This is a genomic window from Streptomyces sp. NPDC060000 (assembly GCF_042737375.1).
In the GTDB taxonomy this organism is placed as follows: Bacteria; Actinomycetota; Actinomycetes; order Streptomycetales; family Streptomycetaceae; genus Streptomyces.
Window position 1 is genome coordinate 17,644 of the sequence record NZ_JBHWUU010000101.1, and the last position, 16,122, is coordinate 33,765.

A 16,122-nucleotide genomic window follows, 5' to 3' on the forward strand; every position below is an offset into this window, starting at 1 on the left:
GACCTCGTCATCGCGCTCAACCCCCGGCTCCACTCCAGCGGTTGAGCGTCTCGCTCCTGTCGTCGTAGGTGAGCCAGGTCCCGTCGCCCAGCGGGCGCACGTAGCCCTCGGCCGGGCCCGTTGGATACGTGACCATCCCCCGTGTCTCCAGGGTGCGGGCGTCGAGCAGCCAGTGGACGACCCGTTCCGGGCCGTCACCGGATCCGACCGTCGAGGCGATGACGGTGTCGGCGTCGGCGAAGCCGCAGCCGTAGTCCCAGCAGGGCCGATCCTCGTCCGCCGGCTCGGGCTCCCTCTCGGCGAGCACAGCGCCGTCCAGCGCGTGCAGTCTCAGGTCCGCGCCGTAGTGCTCGACCGTCAGGAAGCCCGGGTGCCCCGAGTGGACGTCCATCAGGATGCGGTCCATGGTCTCGTTGAGGTCCCAGCCGGTCAGCTGCCGGCCGTCCCAGCGCGCCCAGTGCAGCAGGATGCCGTCCTGTCCCATGCCGATGCAGAGACCCATGTGGACACCGTCCGGGTGGGAGAGATGGTGCGAACCGGCGGCCACGCTGTCGAGCGGTATCCGGGCCAGCTCTCGCCCGTCCCGGGCATCCAGGACGACCCAGCGCTCCTCCCCGTCACGCTCCTCCGGCTCGATCACGTGCGCCCAGACCAGCCGGCCGTCGTCGGAGATCCGGCAGGATCCGTGCTCGAGGCCGCGGCACACCTCCTGCTCGTCCCCCGTGTGCGGGTGGCCGATCTCGGGCCCCCAACAGCCGTGCCGGTACTCCCACAACGTCTCTCCGCCGGGCCGCACGGCCCTCACCGCCCGCTGGCCCGAGAACACCGCGAACGAGCAGTCGGGGCTCACCGAGTGGACTCCGCCGTCCCAGCCGGGCCACGGAAGGGGGAAGACGGCGGTCGGCGCGCGCTCCCCGGCGAAGACCTCGTACAGGTCGTACACCTCCAGCTCGTGGCCGTTCTGGAGGAGGGCGCGGCGCGGTACGTCCCCACGGCTCTCGAAGGCGAAGCCGTTGACCAGCGCGCGTCCGCCCGGCAGCCTCACCGAGTCGCGCAGTTGTGCGGTGATCGACATGGCCCGAAGGTAGCGGACCCCACTGACAGGGTGGCCGGTGTCGAGCGGTCGGGCGAGGTGGGCGAAGAGCCGACGCGATGACCGGACGGCCCGGTACGCCACTGCGACCGCCCCGGGTGAAATCAGCGCTCCCCGAACTTTTTCCGCAGCTCGTCACATCCCCGTTCCCGCCGCGACCTACTGGTCCGGACGCTCGCAACCCACCTGCCTGACATGCAGGTCGCCGGCACCGCCGCCGGGCTGCACATCCTGCTCCGGCTACCGGAAGGTGCCGACACCCGCGGGGCGGTCCGGGCCGCGACCACTGCCGGGCTGCGCCTGGCGGACCTCGACGACTACCGCACGATTCCGTCGGCCGAGCCCGCGCTCGTCCTCGGGTACGGCAATATCAGCGACCCGGAGATCCCCCCGGCCGTCGCGCTCCTGGGTGAGGTGTTGCGTGCAGCCGCTCCGCCGTCACAACTCGACACCGGCCGCTGAGGGTGCGCGCTTCGCACGACGGGTGAGCGCACGTGGGTTCAATCCGGCCGGCGATCCCGGTCGTGCCGCGATGCCTCTCGTGACGGGGACCGAGCGTGCTGACCCGGTCCCCTCCACCATCTGGGCGGCACCATCCAGTACGTGTATCGGTCCACCGGGCTCTGCGCCGTTCGGTCCACCAGGCCCTGCGCCGTGCGACGAAAAACACGCCGCTCGGCAGGCATGGTTGTCGCTCACCGAGCCCGAGCCGACCTTGGTCCCCCGCTTCCCCGCAGGTAGCGTGCCTTCTCTCCCCGTACCGCCAAGTGACTTGGCTCAGAGACGTTTGTACGGACGCGGATGGTGCACACGAAAGCTAACACTGTCCTTACAAGACGAAGCGGAGACGCATCATGGGCATCATCGCGTGGATCATCATCGGGCTGCTCGCCGGCGCCATCGCCAAGGCCCTGATGCCGGGCAAAGACCCCGGCGGCATCATCATCACCATGCTCATCGGCATCGTCGGCGGTCTGCTCGGCGGCTGGCTGGGCAAGGTGATCTTCGGCGTCGACTCCATCGACGGGTTCTTCGACCTCTCCACCTGGATCGCCGCGATCGTCGGCTCCTTCATTCTGCTCGCCATCTACCGCCTCGTCACCGGCAACCGCCACTCGCACCGGCACGCATGACCCGCTGATGGTGCACGCGCCCAGGCGCGTGAACGGCTCCCCCCTGTTCCCAGGGCGGGAGCCGTCGGCGTGTACGCGCCTCCCGCATCCGGCGTGCCTGGTGCGAGTGCCCGGACATCCATCGCGGTGAATCCGTCGCCGTGTCGCCGTCGCGCAGCAATGACTCTCGTGCGGGCGGCGCGTCTACGATGGTCCGATGCGCCAGGCCGACCCGCAGCCGTACTGGAACACCAACGTCGCCCGGCACCCCGGCATCCTCCGTGCCGTGCCCGAGGACTGCGGTGACGCGTTGGACGTCGGTTGCGGGGACGGTCTGCTGGCACGGAAGCTCGCCGAGCGGGCGAAGCGCGTCACCGGGATCGACAAGTCCTCGGAGATGATCGCCCGCGCACGCGATCTCGCTGCCGGTCACCCTGATCTCACGTTGATCGAGGGCGACTTCCTCACCACCGGCCTCTCCCCCGCGGGCTACGACTTCATCTGCTCGGTGACCACGATCCATCACATGGACTTCGAGGCGGCCCTCATCCGTATGCGTGAGTTGCTGCGACCCGGCGGCACACTGATGGTCGTCGGCCTGGCCCGCGAGGCGAACGCTGCCGAGTGGGCGGCCCTGATCGCGGCTGCCCCGATCGTCCGGATCACGAAGGTGCTGCGCCGGGCAAGGGGGCCGGAGGGCATGCCGGTCGCCGTCCCCCGGATGAGCTACGGGCAGGTACGGGCTACGGCACGACGATTGCTGCCCGGTGTGCACTACCGCCGGCATGTGCTCCGCCGGTACTCGCTGACCTGGGAGAAATCCGCCGGCGGGTAGCGGGTGGGCGGGCATCCCGGTCTACCGGAGCTTCCGCGACTCCCTGCCGGCCCTGCACGTCGGACAGTTGGACCTCGCCGACCCCTCCCGGATCGACGTGTGGGTACGCAGGGCGACGGGCGGGCCGATCAGGAAGCTGCCGGTCGGCCCGGACGAGCAGACACTGCTCAGTTCCACTGATTCAACGTGGCAGTTCGATCTGATAGCGGATGAAGCCCCGGTTCTCGGCCACCTTGTCGTAGAGACGGCGGGCCGTGGTGTTGGACTCGTGGGTGTTCCAGTACACGCGGCAGCAGCCGCGGGCCCGGGCCCAGTCGGAGACAGCGGTGATCAGCGCGCGAGCCGCGCCCCTGCCGCGTACGTCCGGTGCGGTGAAGAGGTCCTGCAGATAGCAGACGTCGGGCCCCGATGTGTTGGGGTGGACGAAGAAGTGCGTGATGCCGACGAGCCGGTCGTCCAGCCTCGCTCCGAGGGCGTGCACGCGTGTGTCCTCCTGGAACGCGCGCCACGCCCCGTCGTACATCTCGGGCGGCTCGACCCGCTGATAGAAGTCGATGTACGCGCGGAACAGGGCCTCCCAGCCCTCCCTGTCGGACGGCGTGAGCTTGCCGATACGGATCATGCGGCACCTCCAAGCAGAGGGTGATCTCAAAGATCACCATCCAACCATTCGGCAGGAACGCGGCGGCGAAGGGAAGCCATGCGGGCTGTGGAGGACGGACGGCCCGGCGGCCTCCCCCGCGATGAACCGGTCAGCCGTGGCCGCCCAGCCCCGCGTCGCGGGCCAACAGGGCGGCCTGGACACGGTTGCCGGAGCCCAGCGCGTTGAGGATCCGGCTGACGTGTGCCTTGACGGTGCTCTCCCGCATGCCCGGCGCGGCCGCGATCTCCGCGTTGGAATCACCCTGCGGGAGCCGTGCGAGCACGTCCGTCTCACGGGGCGTCAGTCCCCCGATGCGGGTGCGGGCCTCCAGTGCCTCGGGGCGGGCGGCGCGGCGGAAGTGGTCGATCAGGTGACGGGCGGCGGCCGGATGCAACATTCCGTGGCCGTCCGCCACCACGTGGACCGCGCGGATGATCTCGCGCGGTTCGGCGTCCTTGGGGAGGAAGCCGTCGGCGCCGGCGGCGAGCGCGTCGTACACGTACTCGTCCAGGTCGAAGGTGGTCAGGGTGATCACGCGCGGTGGATCCGGGAGCGCTCGCAGTCTGCGGGTCGCCGTGATGCCGTCCATGCGGGGCATCCGCACATCGACCAGGGCGACGTCGACCCGGTGCAGGCTCGCCTGTTCGACCGCGGCCAGGCCGTCCGACGCCTCGGCGACGACGGTCGGTTCAGGGTCGGTGGACAACAGGTCGACGAGACCCAGAGCCGGACCCGGGCGTCGTCGTCGACCACCAGAACATCGATCATGAGACGGACGCCGACGGGGGGACCGGGCACGGTACGGGCAGCCGTGCGGACAGCCGCCAACCGGCACCGGCGCCAGCGGCGCCAGTGGAGCCAGTGTGCAAATGACCGCCGAGCGCCGCGACCCGCTCCGCCAGACCGATCAGGCCGTAGCCACCCGGCATCGCGGAACCTCCGGAGGGCGTGGACTGCCCTGCGGATGCGCCGGGTGAAGCCGGTCCGGCGGGGTCGGCGGGCCCGCCAGGTCCGTTGACGACTTCCACCGTGGTGGCCGGAGGCCCGTAGTGCACACTGACCGCCACCGGTGCGTCATGGGCATGCCTGCGGGCATTGGTCAGAGCCTCTCGTACGAGGCGGTGGACCGCGAGCCGGTGGCTGGTGGACGCGCCCTCCACATCACCGGACACGACCGACTCGATCACCTGGCCGGCTGCCCTGGCCTCCGCGAGCAGCTCTTCCAGGTCCCGCAGCGCCGGCTCCCGGACCTGAACCGGAACCTGAACCGCGGAATCGGCCCCGTGGGGCAGGTCGGACCGCAGCGCCCCCAGCACCTCGCGCAGATCGTCCAGCGCCTGCCCGGCCGTGCCGCGCAGAAGAGCCAGTCGTTCCAGGCCGGCCGGTGACATCCCCTCCTCGCGCAGCTGAAGCACTCCGGCGTGCAGCGCCAGCAGGCTCAGCCGGTGGGCGAGCACGTCGTGCATCTCTCGGGCGATCCGGGCCCGCTCCGCCGACCGGGCCTGTTCGGCGCGCAGTTCGCGCTCCACCCGCAGCTGTTCCACCTGTTGCCGCAGCGCGCCGAGGAGCTTGCGCCGACTGCCCGCCCACATGCCGAGGGCCAGTGCCAGGGCCACCAGTACGGCATTCCCGACGCCGGCGCCGGTCCAGGTGGTCACCCGCCCCCAGGAGAGCGGGCGTCCCAGCGCCAGTGCGAGAGCCAGCCAGGGCAGGCCGGCGCACGTCGCGATTCCCAGGCACACCCACACCGCCCGCAACCGGCCCCGCGAGGCGAAGTGGTAGAGACTCACCAGCAACGGGAACACCGAGCCCAGGACGACCGCCGCCAAGGCCAGGCCCGCCACCGCCCGCGGCAACCGGTGGCGGCCGAGCGCCCCGACCGACGCGGCTGCCGCGACCCACGGCGCGGGATCGGCCAGGGTGTCACCGGCCGACCGAAAGCCCTCCAGCGTGGACAGCAGGGCGAGCAGCACCGCCGACGGCACCTCGACCCACAGCGGCACCTCGCGTTCTGCTCCGGACATCACCTTGCCATCCTAGGGACGCCCCTCTCCCCGTACCCCCGACGAACGGAGACCGCGGCCCCCGACTTTCGTCGGGTGCCGTCGCCGCACACCGGCCGGTTCCGTGGCGCCGGGCGCTGCTCGGCGTCCCTCTCGTGGTTTTCTCCCCGACGCGCACCTCCCCTGTCCGGCGATCTTCGGCGGCGCTGCGTCTCGCCGACCGCCGGCTGTTCCTCGCAGAGACACTTCGGGCCTTCCGTACGACCGGGGCCGTGACGCCCAGCAGCCGTCACTTCGCCGAGGCGCTCGCCGCGCCGCCGGCGCCGGACCGGGCAGCGCGAACCGTGCTGGAGGTGGGTGCCGGAACCGACGCGGTCTCCCGGGTGCGGGCTGACCTGCTCGGCCCCGAGGACACTCCGGACCTGGTCGAGGCCAGGCGACCCGCGTCACACGGTGCGTCCCGAGGGCACCCGGGCGATCATCGGATCCCGTTGCGTGCCAACTCCTGCTGCAGAGCCCTGATCAGGGCGGGTTCGCGTCCCAGGACCACGAACGTCAGGGGCGCCGGGCCGGGCCGCCCGAGCTCGACCCGGTCGAAGGCCATGAGGATCGAGCGCGCGGACATCCGCTTCGTCGTGGTCACCTCGGCCCACGCCACCGCATCCCGTATCTGACCGAACTGGTTGGTGACGACCATGCCGCCCGGGTAGAGACAGCACCTGTTGATCTCGAGGGTCGCGGATGCCCGGCGCCATGCCGGCATGAGACCGAACCCGGCGAGCATCACGGCCGTGATGACGGCGCCCTTGATGAACGCCGACGGGGGCCTGAGCACGACCAGTGCGCCGATGAGGAAGACGGCCAGCCCCACAAGGGCCCGCCGCGCGAGCTGCGCGAGGCCGCCCATCACCCCCGTGACGGCGTAGGTCCGGCGCCCCTGGCCGAAGCCGAAGGCGTTCGCACGCTCCCGCAGTGCGGCACGCCGCCCCTGGGACAACCCCATGACCCCTCCCCTCCTCCGTGCCGGCCCACCGACGGCCGACGACGACACGATCCTCGCGAACCGCGGCCGCGGGCACATCAGGGAAACCACGGAACCCGTCCCTGACTTCCCGGTCGCCGCTCGTCGGTTCAGTCCGCGCTCAGTCCGCGTTGGGCCGGGCGAGGCCGTGGTCGTAGGCGAAGATCACGGCCTGGATGCGGTCGCGGGCGCCGATCTTGGCCAGGACGCGGCCGACGTGGGTCTTGACGGTGGACTCGGACAGGACGAAGCGGGTGGCGATCTCGCCGTTGGTCCAGCCCTTGCCGACGGCGACGAGGATCTCGCGCTCGCGGTCGGTCAGGGAGCCGAGTCCCGGGTCCTCGGCGGGGTCCTGGCGGTGCGCGGGGACGTAGCGGGCGAACTCGTCCAGGAGGCGGCGGGTGAGGGCGGGCGCGATGACGGCGTCGCCCACGGCGACGGCGCGGATGCCGGCGAGGAGTTCCTCGGGCCGCGCGTCCTTGAGGAGGAAGCCGCTGGCGCCGGCCCGGAGGGCGGCGTGAACGTATTCGTCGAGGTCGAAGGTGGTGAGCACGAGAACGCGCGAGCGGCCGCCCGCGGCGGCGATACGGCGGGTGGCCTCGATGCCGTCCATGCCGGGCATGCGGACGTCCATCAGGACGACGTCCGGGCGCAGTTCGGCCGTCTTGCGGACGGCCTCGGCGCCGTGGACGGCCTCACCGACGACGTCGGTCTCGGCGACGGAGTCCAGGAGCATGCGGAAGCCGTAGCGCTGCAGCGGCTGGTCGTCCACGATGAGCACGGTGGTCACCGGGCACCGCCCTGGGGTGTGAGGTCCAGTACGGCCTCGACGCTCCATCCTCCGCCGCCCGTCGGTCCCGCGCTGACGGTTCCCCCGTACAGAGCCGCTCTCTCCCGCATGCCCACCAGGCCGTGTCCTTCCTCGTTCGGCGGTCCGGACGGTGTGGCCGGGCCGGTGTCCTGGACCCGGACGGTCAGCCGGGCGTCCTTCTCGACGATCGCCAGACGCACCAGGGTGTCGGTGTCGGCGTGCTTCAGTGTGTTGGTGAGGGCTTCCTGGACGATGCGGTACACCGTCAGCTGCACCCCGCTGTCCAGGGCGTCCACGTCGCCGGAGGTCCGGTAGGCGATCCCGAGACCGGCGGCGCGCACCTTGGCGCACAGGGCTTCGATGTCGGCGATGCCGGGCTGTGGGCTGAGTTCGGGCCCGCCGGACGGACCGCCCCCTGCCTCGCGCAGCACACCGAGTACGCGCCGCAGTTCACCGAGGGCCTGCCGGCCGGTGTCGCCGATGAGCTGGAGGGCCTCCTTGCCGCGTTCGGGAGCGGCGTCGGTGGCATAGGCGCCGGCGTCGGCCAGCGTGATGATGACGGACAGGTTGTGGCCGACGATGTCGTGCATCTCGCGGGCGACCCGGGTGCGTTCGGTGGCCGTGGCCAGCCTGCTGCGCTGGTCGCGTTCGATCTCCAGCCGGGCGGCCCGGTCCCGCAGTCCGGCGAGCTGGGCCCGGCGGATCCGTACCACCAGACCGAGCGCGAGGGCCGCGGTCGCCGTGCTCAGCAGGAAGAACAGCGCGTCCCAGACGGACACGGCCGAGGACGCGCGGACCGCGACCAGCGCCATGGCGCCCGCCATGACCGCACAGGCCCACGGCAGCTGCCGGAGCCACCCGTGCAGGGCCAGGCTGTAGAGGGCGACGAAGAGGGCGATGTCCGCGCGCAGCGCCGCGCCCAGGGTCCATTGGAGGACGAACACCGCGGCGATGACGCCGAAGGCCGCGGCAGGCCTGCGACGCCGCCACAGCAGGGGCAGTACCAGTCCGGCCTGCAGTGCCAGCATCCCCGCGACGGGCAGCTGGGTGAAGGCGAGGCGGAACCGGCGCGGGCCGTCGCCGTCGCCGTCGTCCATCCCGGCGTGGAACAGGTCGGGCAGGCAGAACATCAGGAAGACCAGGACGACGACTGCGGTGTCCAGCACCCAGGGATGTGCGCGGTCGGCGTGCCGCAACCGCTGGCCGCCCCGGGAGAGACGGGCGACCAGCGGTCCCATCCCGCTGAGTTCATCGGTGGTCACGGGTGTCACTCGTCCATGCGAGGACACGAACACCGTCCGGCCCTCGTCGGCGAGCCCCTTCAGCAGGTTGCGGATCCAGAGCACACCCTCCGGGTCCAGCCCGTTGACCGGCTCGTCCAGCATCACCGTCTGCGGATCGCCCAGCAACGCCGCCGCGATGCCCAGCCGCTGGCCCATCCCGAGGGAGAAGGCACCGGCCCGCTTCTTCGCCACGCTGCCCAGTCCGGCGAGGCCGATGACCTCGTCGACCCGGCTGCCCGGAATGCCGTGGGTCAGGGCGAGCGCCCTGAGGTGGTTGTACGCCGAGCGGCCCGGGTGGATCGACTTCGCCTCCAGGAGGGCACCGACCTCCTGCAGCGGAGCCTGGTGGCGGGCGTAGTGGTGGCCGTTCACGGTGACGGAGCCGCTCGTCGGGGCGTCGAGGCCGACGATCATGCGCATGGTCGTGGACTTGCCCGCGCCGTTGGGCCCCAGAAAGCCGGTCACGGTGCCGGGCTTCACCACGAAGTCCAGCCCGTCGACGGCCGTCTTGTCGCCGTATCGCTTGGTCAACTGCCGTGCGTCGATCATTCGCGTTCTTCCTGTCGGCCCAGGGCGTCCGTCACTTCCGACGCCACACCGGCCACGCTAGGCGCCGCATCACCCCGAACCGGTGGTACCGGGAGGCTGAACCCTGCCGTGCGCGTAGTACCGGGGTACTACGGGACTGCCCGCCACTACCTGCGGTGCCTTCCGTGTCCATCGCCTCCATCGCCTCCACGACGGTGGCGGCAGTCGTCCGGGCCGCCTCGCCGGGTGGCCGCCGGATCACAGGGCGGCGGCACCGGGCGGCTCGGCGCGGTGGCCGCGGTGGCCGCCGGGGCGATGGCGCTCCCTGGCCCGTTGGCTGCCCGAGCGATGGACCCCCGGTCCGACGGCCACGGACTCGGCGCGCGGGACGACCGGGCCGATGGGCACAGCACAGAGCGGGACGCCACGGCAGCGAGGCGGCCCGCCACCACCGCGAGGGACGGCCGACGACATCACCCGGTGGCGCACAGGCCGTTCCCTCACCCGGGGAGGTCGTCGGCCTTACGGCCCCCGGCCAGCCGCAGTGTCACAAAGGTCGCAAGTCCCGCCGCGACGCCGCAGGTGACAGCGGCCGGTACGCCTTCGCCGAGCCTCGAGAACAGGTACACGGGCCCCCACACGTCGACCGTGTCGTCCATCGTCATGTGCAGCAGTTGACTCGCCAGCAGTCCCAGCACGGTCGCGCAGATCGCACCCACCACCGTCGCGGGCACCGTGGTTCGGGTGAGCAGGCCGGGCAGCAGCCGCAGCGCCCACCACACCACGGCCAGCAGCAGCACATCGGCGGTTCGGTACAGCAGCCAGTCGCCGAGCGGGCTGGTCGCAGGCCCCGTCCAGCCACCGAGCAGCAGCCACTCGCGCAGCAGGTCGCCGGGCTCGGACAGCAGTCCTCCGCCGCCGGACGAGGTCTGGATCCAGGCCGCCACCGACTGGTACGAAAGAACCACCAGCGACAGTGCGATCACCACGGTCCCGGCGCTCGCCGCCAGGCGAGCAGCGCGCGGCGGCACACTCTGCCGGGGCAGCGGTTCCGCACCCTTGGCGGTGACGCGCGCCACGAGCACCGTGAGCAGGGCCGTCGACAGCGCGGCGAACACCACGACCGGGCCGCTCGACGCGATCACTCCCGCCAGTTGCGGCAGGAACCGGTAACTGCCGTGCCCCCGGGACGCGATCAGCCACGGCGCGGAGACCGTCACGGCCAGCGTTCCGGCCACCGGACCCCAGGCCCACAGCGCGAGCAGCGTGGCCGGCGTACGGCCCTGCGCCGGCGGCATCCTGCGGAGCAGGAGCAGCGCGCCGGCCAGGAAGAAGGCGAAGACCGCCAGGAACCTGATCTGCATGGCGGTGCTGTACAGATCGGCGTACTGCGTACCTCCGCTCGGCGCCGGACCACCGCTCCCTGCTCCGTCGGACAGCAGCTCCGCCGGGGGGTCGTAGGACCAGGGTGCGAGCCACCGCCGGAGTTCGCTCGCGGACTGGGCGTCGAACACGCTGCTGGTACCGCGCAGTTGCAGTGCCTGCGCGCTCGCCCCCGCCCACCACAGCAGCAGCGTGATCAGCAGGCTTCCGACGAGTGCCGGTATCACCGCGCGCCGATATGTCATGTGCTCTCCCCCGCCTCGGCCCTGGAGCCGACATTGTCGTGATCAGCCAAAGAGTAGGGCGTGCTCACGTCATGCGGCGGCGTGGTGGTGCGTCCCGTCTCGGGGCCGGTCCGGGCACCGCGCCCGGGGCAGCACCGTCGAGGCGTCGCGCCGGCCCGGTGATCAGGTGGCCGGCCGGAGGTGGCCTCCCCCGAGGCCCGCGCTGATCGCCGTGCTGGTCCGCCGTACGACATCGGCGAGCCGCTCCGGCCGGTGTGCGGGGCCGGTCGCGGCGAACAACGCGGCGACCGGAGCACCGCTCACGTCGTACAGCGGGGCTGCCACACAGCACACGCCGGGCGTGAGGACGCCCCGGTCGACCGCCACGCCGCGCTCTCGGATCGCTCGTCCCTCCCGCGGCCATGAGGCGGGCACGACGCTCGGCGGGAAGCGGTACTCCGGCGCCGCGGCGAGCACTTTGCCGGCTGCGGTGTACCACGGCCAGGCCGACCGGTTCCGCAGCGCCGGGAACGCCATGGCCTCACCGGGTGTCCAGTCGAGGACGAGGGTCCGGTCGCACCGGAGCACCGCGACCCCCACGGCCGCGCCCGTGACCGCCGCCAGGCGGCGAGCGGGCTCGGCGGCGGCGGCAAGAAGCCTCGGGTGCGGCTGCCACCCGTTCCCGAGCTGGAACATCCGCGAGCCGATCCGGTACCCGTCCACGTCCCGCTCCACCGCACCCAGGCCGACCAGTTGTTCCAGCAGCCGGTGCGCCGTGGCTTTGGGCAGTCCGCTCTCGGCCGCGAGCCGGGTCAGCCCCGCTCCCCCGGTACGTTCCACCGCGGCCAGCAACTCGAAGGCTCCCGCGAGTACGCTCCGCCCTCCGCCTCCTGGAGGCACCGGGGTACGTTCCGGGCCGGACCGGGGTGGGCGAGGCGTTCGCCGCAGGGCCGGCTCCGGCGGGTCTCCCTTCCGCCTTTGCCCGGCGCTCTCCCCTCCCGCACCGGGCTCGCCGCCGGCGCGTACACGTACAGATCTGCCGTTCTCCGCCATGTTCCCCCCAAGCCCCCGTGTCCCCTGTGCGTCCCCGTGTCCCCGTGTCCCCGTGCGATGCGACGCGTTCGGTGGTCGGCCTCCGCGTGCACTGCCATCGTGAGAGCCAGGCCTCGGCGAAATGTTGTCAATAGTTTGTCGTCTCCCGTCGGCGGGGCTGTCGCTCGTCGTCCGGACACGGGCAGACTCTTGCGACGCCGAGGGACCTGGGGGGCACCATGCTGCAAGTGCGATTACTCGGACCTGTCGAACTGGCAGGGCCGGAGCGGACAATCGAGGTGGGGCCACCGCAACGGCGCGCCGTACTGGCGGCGTTGGCCGTGGACACCGGCCGGCCGGTGGAAGCCGACGTGGTGATCAGGCGGGTCTGGGGCACGACCCCTCCGGAAGGAGCCCGGCGCTCCGTCTACTCGCACATCGCCCGGATCCGGCAGATCTGCGAGCAGACGGCTGAGCCCGCGGGCGAGCGACTGCGGCTGCTGCGCCGGTCCGGCGGCTACGTTCTGGAAGCCGGCCGGGAACAGGTCGACGTGCACCGCTTCCGGCGCCTGGTCGGCCAGGCGCGGGCGGAGAGGCTGCCGGACCCCGCGCGGGCGTCACTGCTGAGCGAGGCCCTCGGTCTGTGGCGCGGTGAGCCGCTGAGCGGACTCGACGGCCCGTGGGCGGAGCGCACGCGGGAGGCGTGGCGGCGGGAGCGGGTGGACGCGACCGTCCACTGGGCTCGCGTCCAGGCGCGGCTCGGTGACCCCGCCTCGGCGGTCGGCCCGCTCTCCGCGCTCCTGGGCGAACAACCGCTGGTGGAACCGCTGGCCGAGGCACTGATGCGGGCTCTTTACACCGCCGGACGGGGCTCGGAGGCCCTGGAGTGCTACGCCGCCGTCCGGCAGCGGCTCGCGGAGGAACTGGGGACGGATCCCGGCACCGCGCTGCGCGAAGTCCATCAGCTCATCCTGCGGGGACATGCACTTGAGCCGGTCGTGCCGGCAAGTCCCGTGGCGGCGCCGCACTCCCACCCGCAGCGAGGCGTGGTTCCCGCTCAACTACCGGTCGCGGTACGCGGGTTCACCGGCCGGAACGAGGAACTGGCGCACCTGGACGGGATTCTCGACGCGGCGTGGCCGTCGGCTCCCGTGGTGATCTCGGCGGTGTCGGGCACGGCCGGGGTGGGCAAGACCGCGCTCGCCGTGCACTGGGGGCACCGGATGCGCAAGCACTTTCCGGACGGACAGCTGTATGTGAACCTGCGCGGCTTCGACCCGAGTGGAGCGTCACGGGACCCGGCCGAGGCACTGCGAGGATTCCTGGACGCCTTCGAGGTGCCCCCGACCAGGATCCCCACGGGGGTGGAGGCACAGGCCGCCCTGTACCGGAGTCTGCTGGCCGACCGGCGGGTCCTGGTGGTGCTGGACAACGCCCGGGACGCCGCACAGGTACGGCCGCTGCTGCCCGGCGCGCCCGGCTGCCTCGCGCTGATCACCAGCCGTAACCGGCTCACCAGCCTGGCGGTGGCCGAGGGCGCCCATCTGCTCGCCCTCGACGTGCTCACCCCCGCCGAGGCCGGGTCCATGCTGGCCGACCGGCTCGGTGCCTCCCGCACGGCGGCCGAGCCCGCCGCCGTCGCCGGCATCGTGGCCAGCTGCGCGGGCCTGCCACTGGCTCTGGCCGTCGTGGCCGCCCGAGCCGCCGCCCAGCCGCACATCCCGCTCGCCACGCTCGCCGACGAACTGGGTGACACCGGCGACCGGCTGGACGCTCTCGACGGTGGCGACCCGGCCAGCCAGGTACGGGCCGTCCTCTCCTGGTCGTACGATGCCCTCAGCCCCGCCGCCGCCCGCCTCTTCCGGCTGCTCGGGCTGCATCCCGGACCGGACGTCGCCACGCCGGCCGCGTCGAGCCTGGCCGGTCTGCCACCCGCGCGGGTCAGGGCGCTGCTGGGTGAACTGACCCGGACCCACCTGCTCGCCGAACCCGTCCCCGGCCGGTACTCCTTCCACGATCTGCTCCGCGCCTACGCCGGAGAACTGGCCCGGACCGAGGACGAGGAGGACGACCGCCGGCACGCGACACACCGGATGCTCGACCACTACCTGCACACCGCGCTGGGGGCACAGCGCCTTCTCGGACCGCCGGCCGACCGGATCCTTCCCTCCCCGGCCCAGCCGCAGGTGACTCCCGAGCAACCGGCCGACCGGGAGGCCGCGATGGCCTGGTTCGCCGCCGAACACCCCGTTCTGCTCAACGCCGTTCACCGTGCCTTCGAGACCGGCTTCGACCCGCACGTCTGGCAACTGGCGGCGGCGCTGACCACGTTCCACCAGCGAAGAGTGCTCTGGTCCGACTGGACCACCGCCCATACGGTCGCGTTGGCCTCGGCCCGCCGACTGGCCGACCCGGCGGCGGAGGCGTGTGCCCGGCGCAACCTCGGCAATGCCGCATCCGCTCTCGGGCGGCAGGCCGAGGCACGCGCTCACCTCGAACGCGCCGCGGAGCTGTACCGGGATCTCGGCGATCCGGGGGGCGCGGGGCACACCTGCCTCGCCCTCGGCCGGGTCTCGACCCGCCAGGGGCTTCGCACCGAGGCACTGGACCACTCGCGTCGGGCGGTGGAACTGTTCCGCGCCGCGGGCGACCGCGCCTGGCAGGCCATGGCCCTGAACAACGTCGGATGGGACCAGGCGCAGCTGGGCCGCCACGAGGAGGCCATCGTCCACGGCCGGCAGGCGCTCGCCCTGCTGGCCCGGACCGGCCACACCTCCGGGGAGGCTCACACCTGGGACACCCTCGGTTACGCCCATCATCATCTCGGCCGGCACGACGAGGCAGCCGACTGCTACCGGCAAGCCGCGTCCCTTTTCCACGAGTTGGGAGACCGCTACTTCGAGGCGGACATTCTCGCCCACCTCGGTGACACCCATCACGCCGCCCGGAATCGCGACGCCGCCCGCGGCGCCTGGACCCGGTCCCTGGCCCTCTTCGAGGAACTCGGCCATCCCGACGCCGAGGCACTGCGGGCCAGACTCCTGCACCACCTCGGCAAGGACCCGGCCGACACCGTGCTCCCGGAGCGCGCCTGACGGGTCCGCTCGCCGGCCCACACGCTTCGTCCCCCGTCGCCGCCAACCCCGGCCACGGACCGTTGAGCGGAACTGAACATGACAATTACGTTCCGTCGCGCGACGCTTTCGGACCACCTGATGGTTCCGGCGAGCGGCCCTGCCGCCCGCACAAGGCGTTTGAGAGCAGGGATGAGGACGATGGAGACTCCCGGGCTGGAACTGCGCTTACTGGGACCGCTGGAGGCCGCCGTGCGCGGCCGGCCCGTGGCTCTCGGCGGTCCCCAGCCGCAGGGCGTCCTGGCCCAGCTCGCGGCCGTGCCCGGCCGGACGGTGGGCGTGTGGGTGCTGGTGGACGAGCTATGGGGTGCGCGCCCTCCGCAGGGCGCGCACCGGACGGTGCGTACGTATGTCTCGAGGCTGCGCGCGGCACTACGCCACACCGGCGGAGCCGACGCGGCGACGGTTCTGGTCACCCGCCCGCCGGGCTACCAGCTGCGGATGGATCCGGCTGCGGTCGACGCTGTGCGGTTCGAGCGGTTGGTGGCATCGGGCCGACAGGCGTTGGCCACACGGCCCCGGCTCGCGTTCGAGCAACTCACCACCGCGCTCGGACTGTGGCGTGGCGACGCCTTCGCCGAGTTCCGGCATCTTCCCGCGATCGCCGCGAGGGCGACCCAGTTGGAACAGCTCCGGCTGTCGGCGGTGGAGACCCGGATCGAGGCCGCACTCGTCCTGCGACTGGATGCCCAGGCGGCCGTCGAACTGGACGGGCTGGTCCGGGCCCATCCCACCCGGGAGCTGTTGTGGGGCCAGTTGATGATCGCGCTCTACCGTCTGGGGCGGCAGGCCGATGCCCTGGCCGCGTTCCGCACGGCCCGCGCCCTGCTGATGGACGAACACGGCGTCGAACCCTCGCCGGCCCTCGCCGAGATTCATCGGCGGATCCTCCGGCACGACGCCACCCTGAACCACGTCCGTGCGCCGATACCGGGGCCGGCCCTGCACGGCCTGTCGGCCGACCACTGACCCCTCCGCCGCATGCCGTGGGTCGTGGTTGGTTCTGGACGGATGGGCGCC

General features: G+C 72.2%; 13 protein-coding genes and 2 pseudogenes. 5 read left to right on the forward strand and 10 right to left on the reverse strand.

The window, feature by feature from the left end:
* Positions 1 to 16: 16 nt before the first annotated feature.
* Positions 17 to 1,075 carry a hypothetical protein gene (locus ACFWBB_RS37370; protein WP_385282059.1) on the reverse strand — a complete coding sequence of 353 codons (1,059 nt, stop codon included), beginning with the start codon at positions 1,073 to 1,075 and terminating at the stop codon, positions 17 to 19.
* Between the two features lie 213 nt (positions 1,076 to 1,288).
* On the opposite strand from ACFWBB_RS37370, the gene ACFWBB_RS37375 reads away from it, so the two are divergent.
* The 3 genes from ACFWBB_RS37375 to ACFWBB_RS37385 all read left to right on the forward strand — a co-directional run bounded on the left by ACFWBB_RS37375 (position 1,289) and on the right by ACFWBB_RS37385 (position 3,040).
* On the forward strand, positions 1,289 to 1,555 hold the full coding sequence (locus ACFWBB_RS37375) for a hypothetical protein (RefSeq protein ID WP_385282062.1): 267 nt from the start codon (positions 1,289 to 1,291) through the stop codon (positions 1,553 to 1,555).
* A gap of 392 nt (positions 1,556 to 1,947) precedes the next feature.
* Complete coding sequence (locus ACFWBB_RS37380) at positions 1,948 to 2,226, forward strand: GlsB/YeaQ/YmgE family stress response membrane protein (RefSeq protein WP_385282065.1); 279 nt, start codon at positions 1,948 to 1,950, stop codon at positions 2,224 to 2,226.
* Between the two features lie 196 nt (positions 2,227 to 2,422).
* Positions 2,423 to 3,040, forward strand: coding sequence for a class I SAM-dependent methyltransferase (locus ACFWBB_RS37385; RefSeq protein WP_385282067.1), 618 nt, complete (start codon positions 2,423 to 2,425; stop codon positions 3,038 to 3,040).
* A gap of 181 nt (positions 3,041 to 3,221) precedes the next feature.
* Here ACFWBB_RS37385 and ACFWBB_RS37390 read toward each other — a convergent pair whose 3' ends face one another.
* The 9 genes and pseudogenes from ACFWBB_RS37390 to ACFWBB_RS37430 form a co-directional block, all read right to left on the reverse strand.
* Entirely contained in the window at positions 3,222 to 3,662 is a 441-nt protein-coding gene (locus tag ACFWBB_RS37390; protein ID WP_385282070.1) for a GNAT family N-acetyltransferase, read from the reverse strand.
* Between the two features lie 130 nt (positions 3,663 to 3,792).
* Positions 3,793 to 4,451 (reverse strand): annotated as a pseudogene (locus ACFWBB_RS37395) (response regulator).
* A complete protein-coding gene (locus tag ACFWBB_RS37400; protein WP_385282073.1) occupies positions 4,448 to 5,707 on the reverse strand; it encodes a sensor histidine kinase in 1,260 nt (419 codons plus the stop codon). The pseudogene ACFWBB_RS37395 and the gene ACFWBB_RS37400 overlap by 4 nt, the downstream one beginning before the upstream one ends.
* A 457-nt stretch (positions 5,708 to 6,164) precedes the next feature.
* A complete protein-coding gene (locus ACFWBB_RS37405) occupies positions 6,165 to 6,689 on the reverse strand; it encodes a hypothetical protein (protein WP_385282075.1) in 525 nt (174 codons plus the stop codon).
* A gap of 139 nt (positions 6,690 to 6,828) precedes the next feature.
* A complete protein-coding gene (locus ACFWBB_RS37410) occupies positions 6,829 to 7,497 on the reverse strand; it encodes a response regulator (RefSeq protein WP_385282078.1) in 669 nt (222 codons plus the stop codon).
* The gene (locus ACFWBB_RS37415; RefSeq protein ID WP_385282092.1) at positions 7,494 to 8,756 is read right to left on the reverse strand and encodes a sensor histidine kinase; all 1,263 of its coding nucleotides are present in this window, start codon (positions 8,754 to 8,756) and stop codon (positions 7,494 to 7,496) included. The genes ACFWBB_RS37410 and ACFWBB_RS37415 overlap by 4 nt, the downstream gene beginning before the upstream one ends.
* A gap of 39 nt (positions 8,757 to 8,795) precedes the next feature.
* Positions 8,796 to 9,350, reverse strand: a pseudogene (locus ACFWBB_RS37420) (ABC transporter ATP-binding protein); the annotation flags it as partial.
* A gap of 479 nt (positions 9,351 to 9,829) precedes the next feature.
* The gene (locus ACFWBB_RS37425; RefSeq protein ID WP_385282082.1) at positions 9,830 to 10,957 is read right to left on the reverse strand and encodes a hypothetical protein; all 1,128 of its coding nucleotides are present in this window, start codon (positions 10,955 to 10,957) and stop codon (positions 9,830 to 9,832) included.
* A gap of 162 nt (positions 10,958 to 11,119) precedes the next feature.
* Positions 11,120 to 11,836: an IclR family transcriptional regulator gene (locus ACFWBB_RS37430; protein WP_385282084.1), complete on the reverse strand. Its 717-nt coding sequence runs from the start codon at positions 11,834 to 11,836 to the stop codon at positions 11,120 to 11,122.
* Between the two features lie 371 nt (positions 11,837 to 12,207).
* Between ACFWBB_RS37430 and ACFWBB_RS37435 the strand changes: the two genes are divergently transcribed.
* Both ACFWBB_RS37435 and ACFWBB_RS37440 read left to right on the forward strand, forming a co-directional pair.
* The gene (locus ACFWBB_RS37435; RefSeq protein ID WP_385282086.1) at positions 12,208 to 15,063 is read left to right on the forward strand and encodes a BTAD domain-containing putative transcriptional regulator; all 2,856 of its coding nucleotides are present in this window, start codon (positions 12,208 to 12,210) and stop codon (positions 15,061 to 15,063) included.
* A 180-nt stretch (positions 15,064 to 15,243) separates the two neighbouring features.
* Positions 15,244 to 16,071 (forward strand): BTAD domain-containing putative transcriptional regulator, encoded by an 828-nt coding sequence (locus tag ACFWBB_RS37440; protein WP_385282089.1) that lies wholly within the window; start codon positions 15,244 to 15,246, stop codon positions 16,069 to 16,071.
* The last annotated feature ends 51 nt before the right edge of the window (positions 16,072 to 16,122 follow it).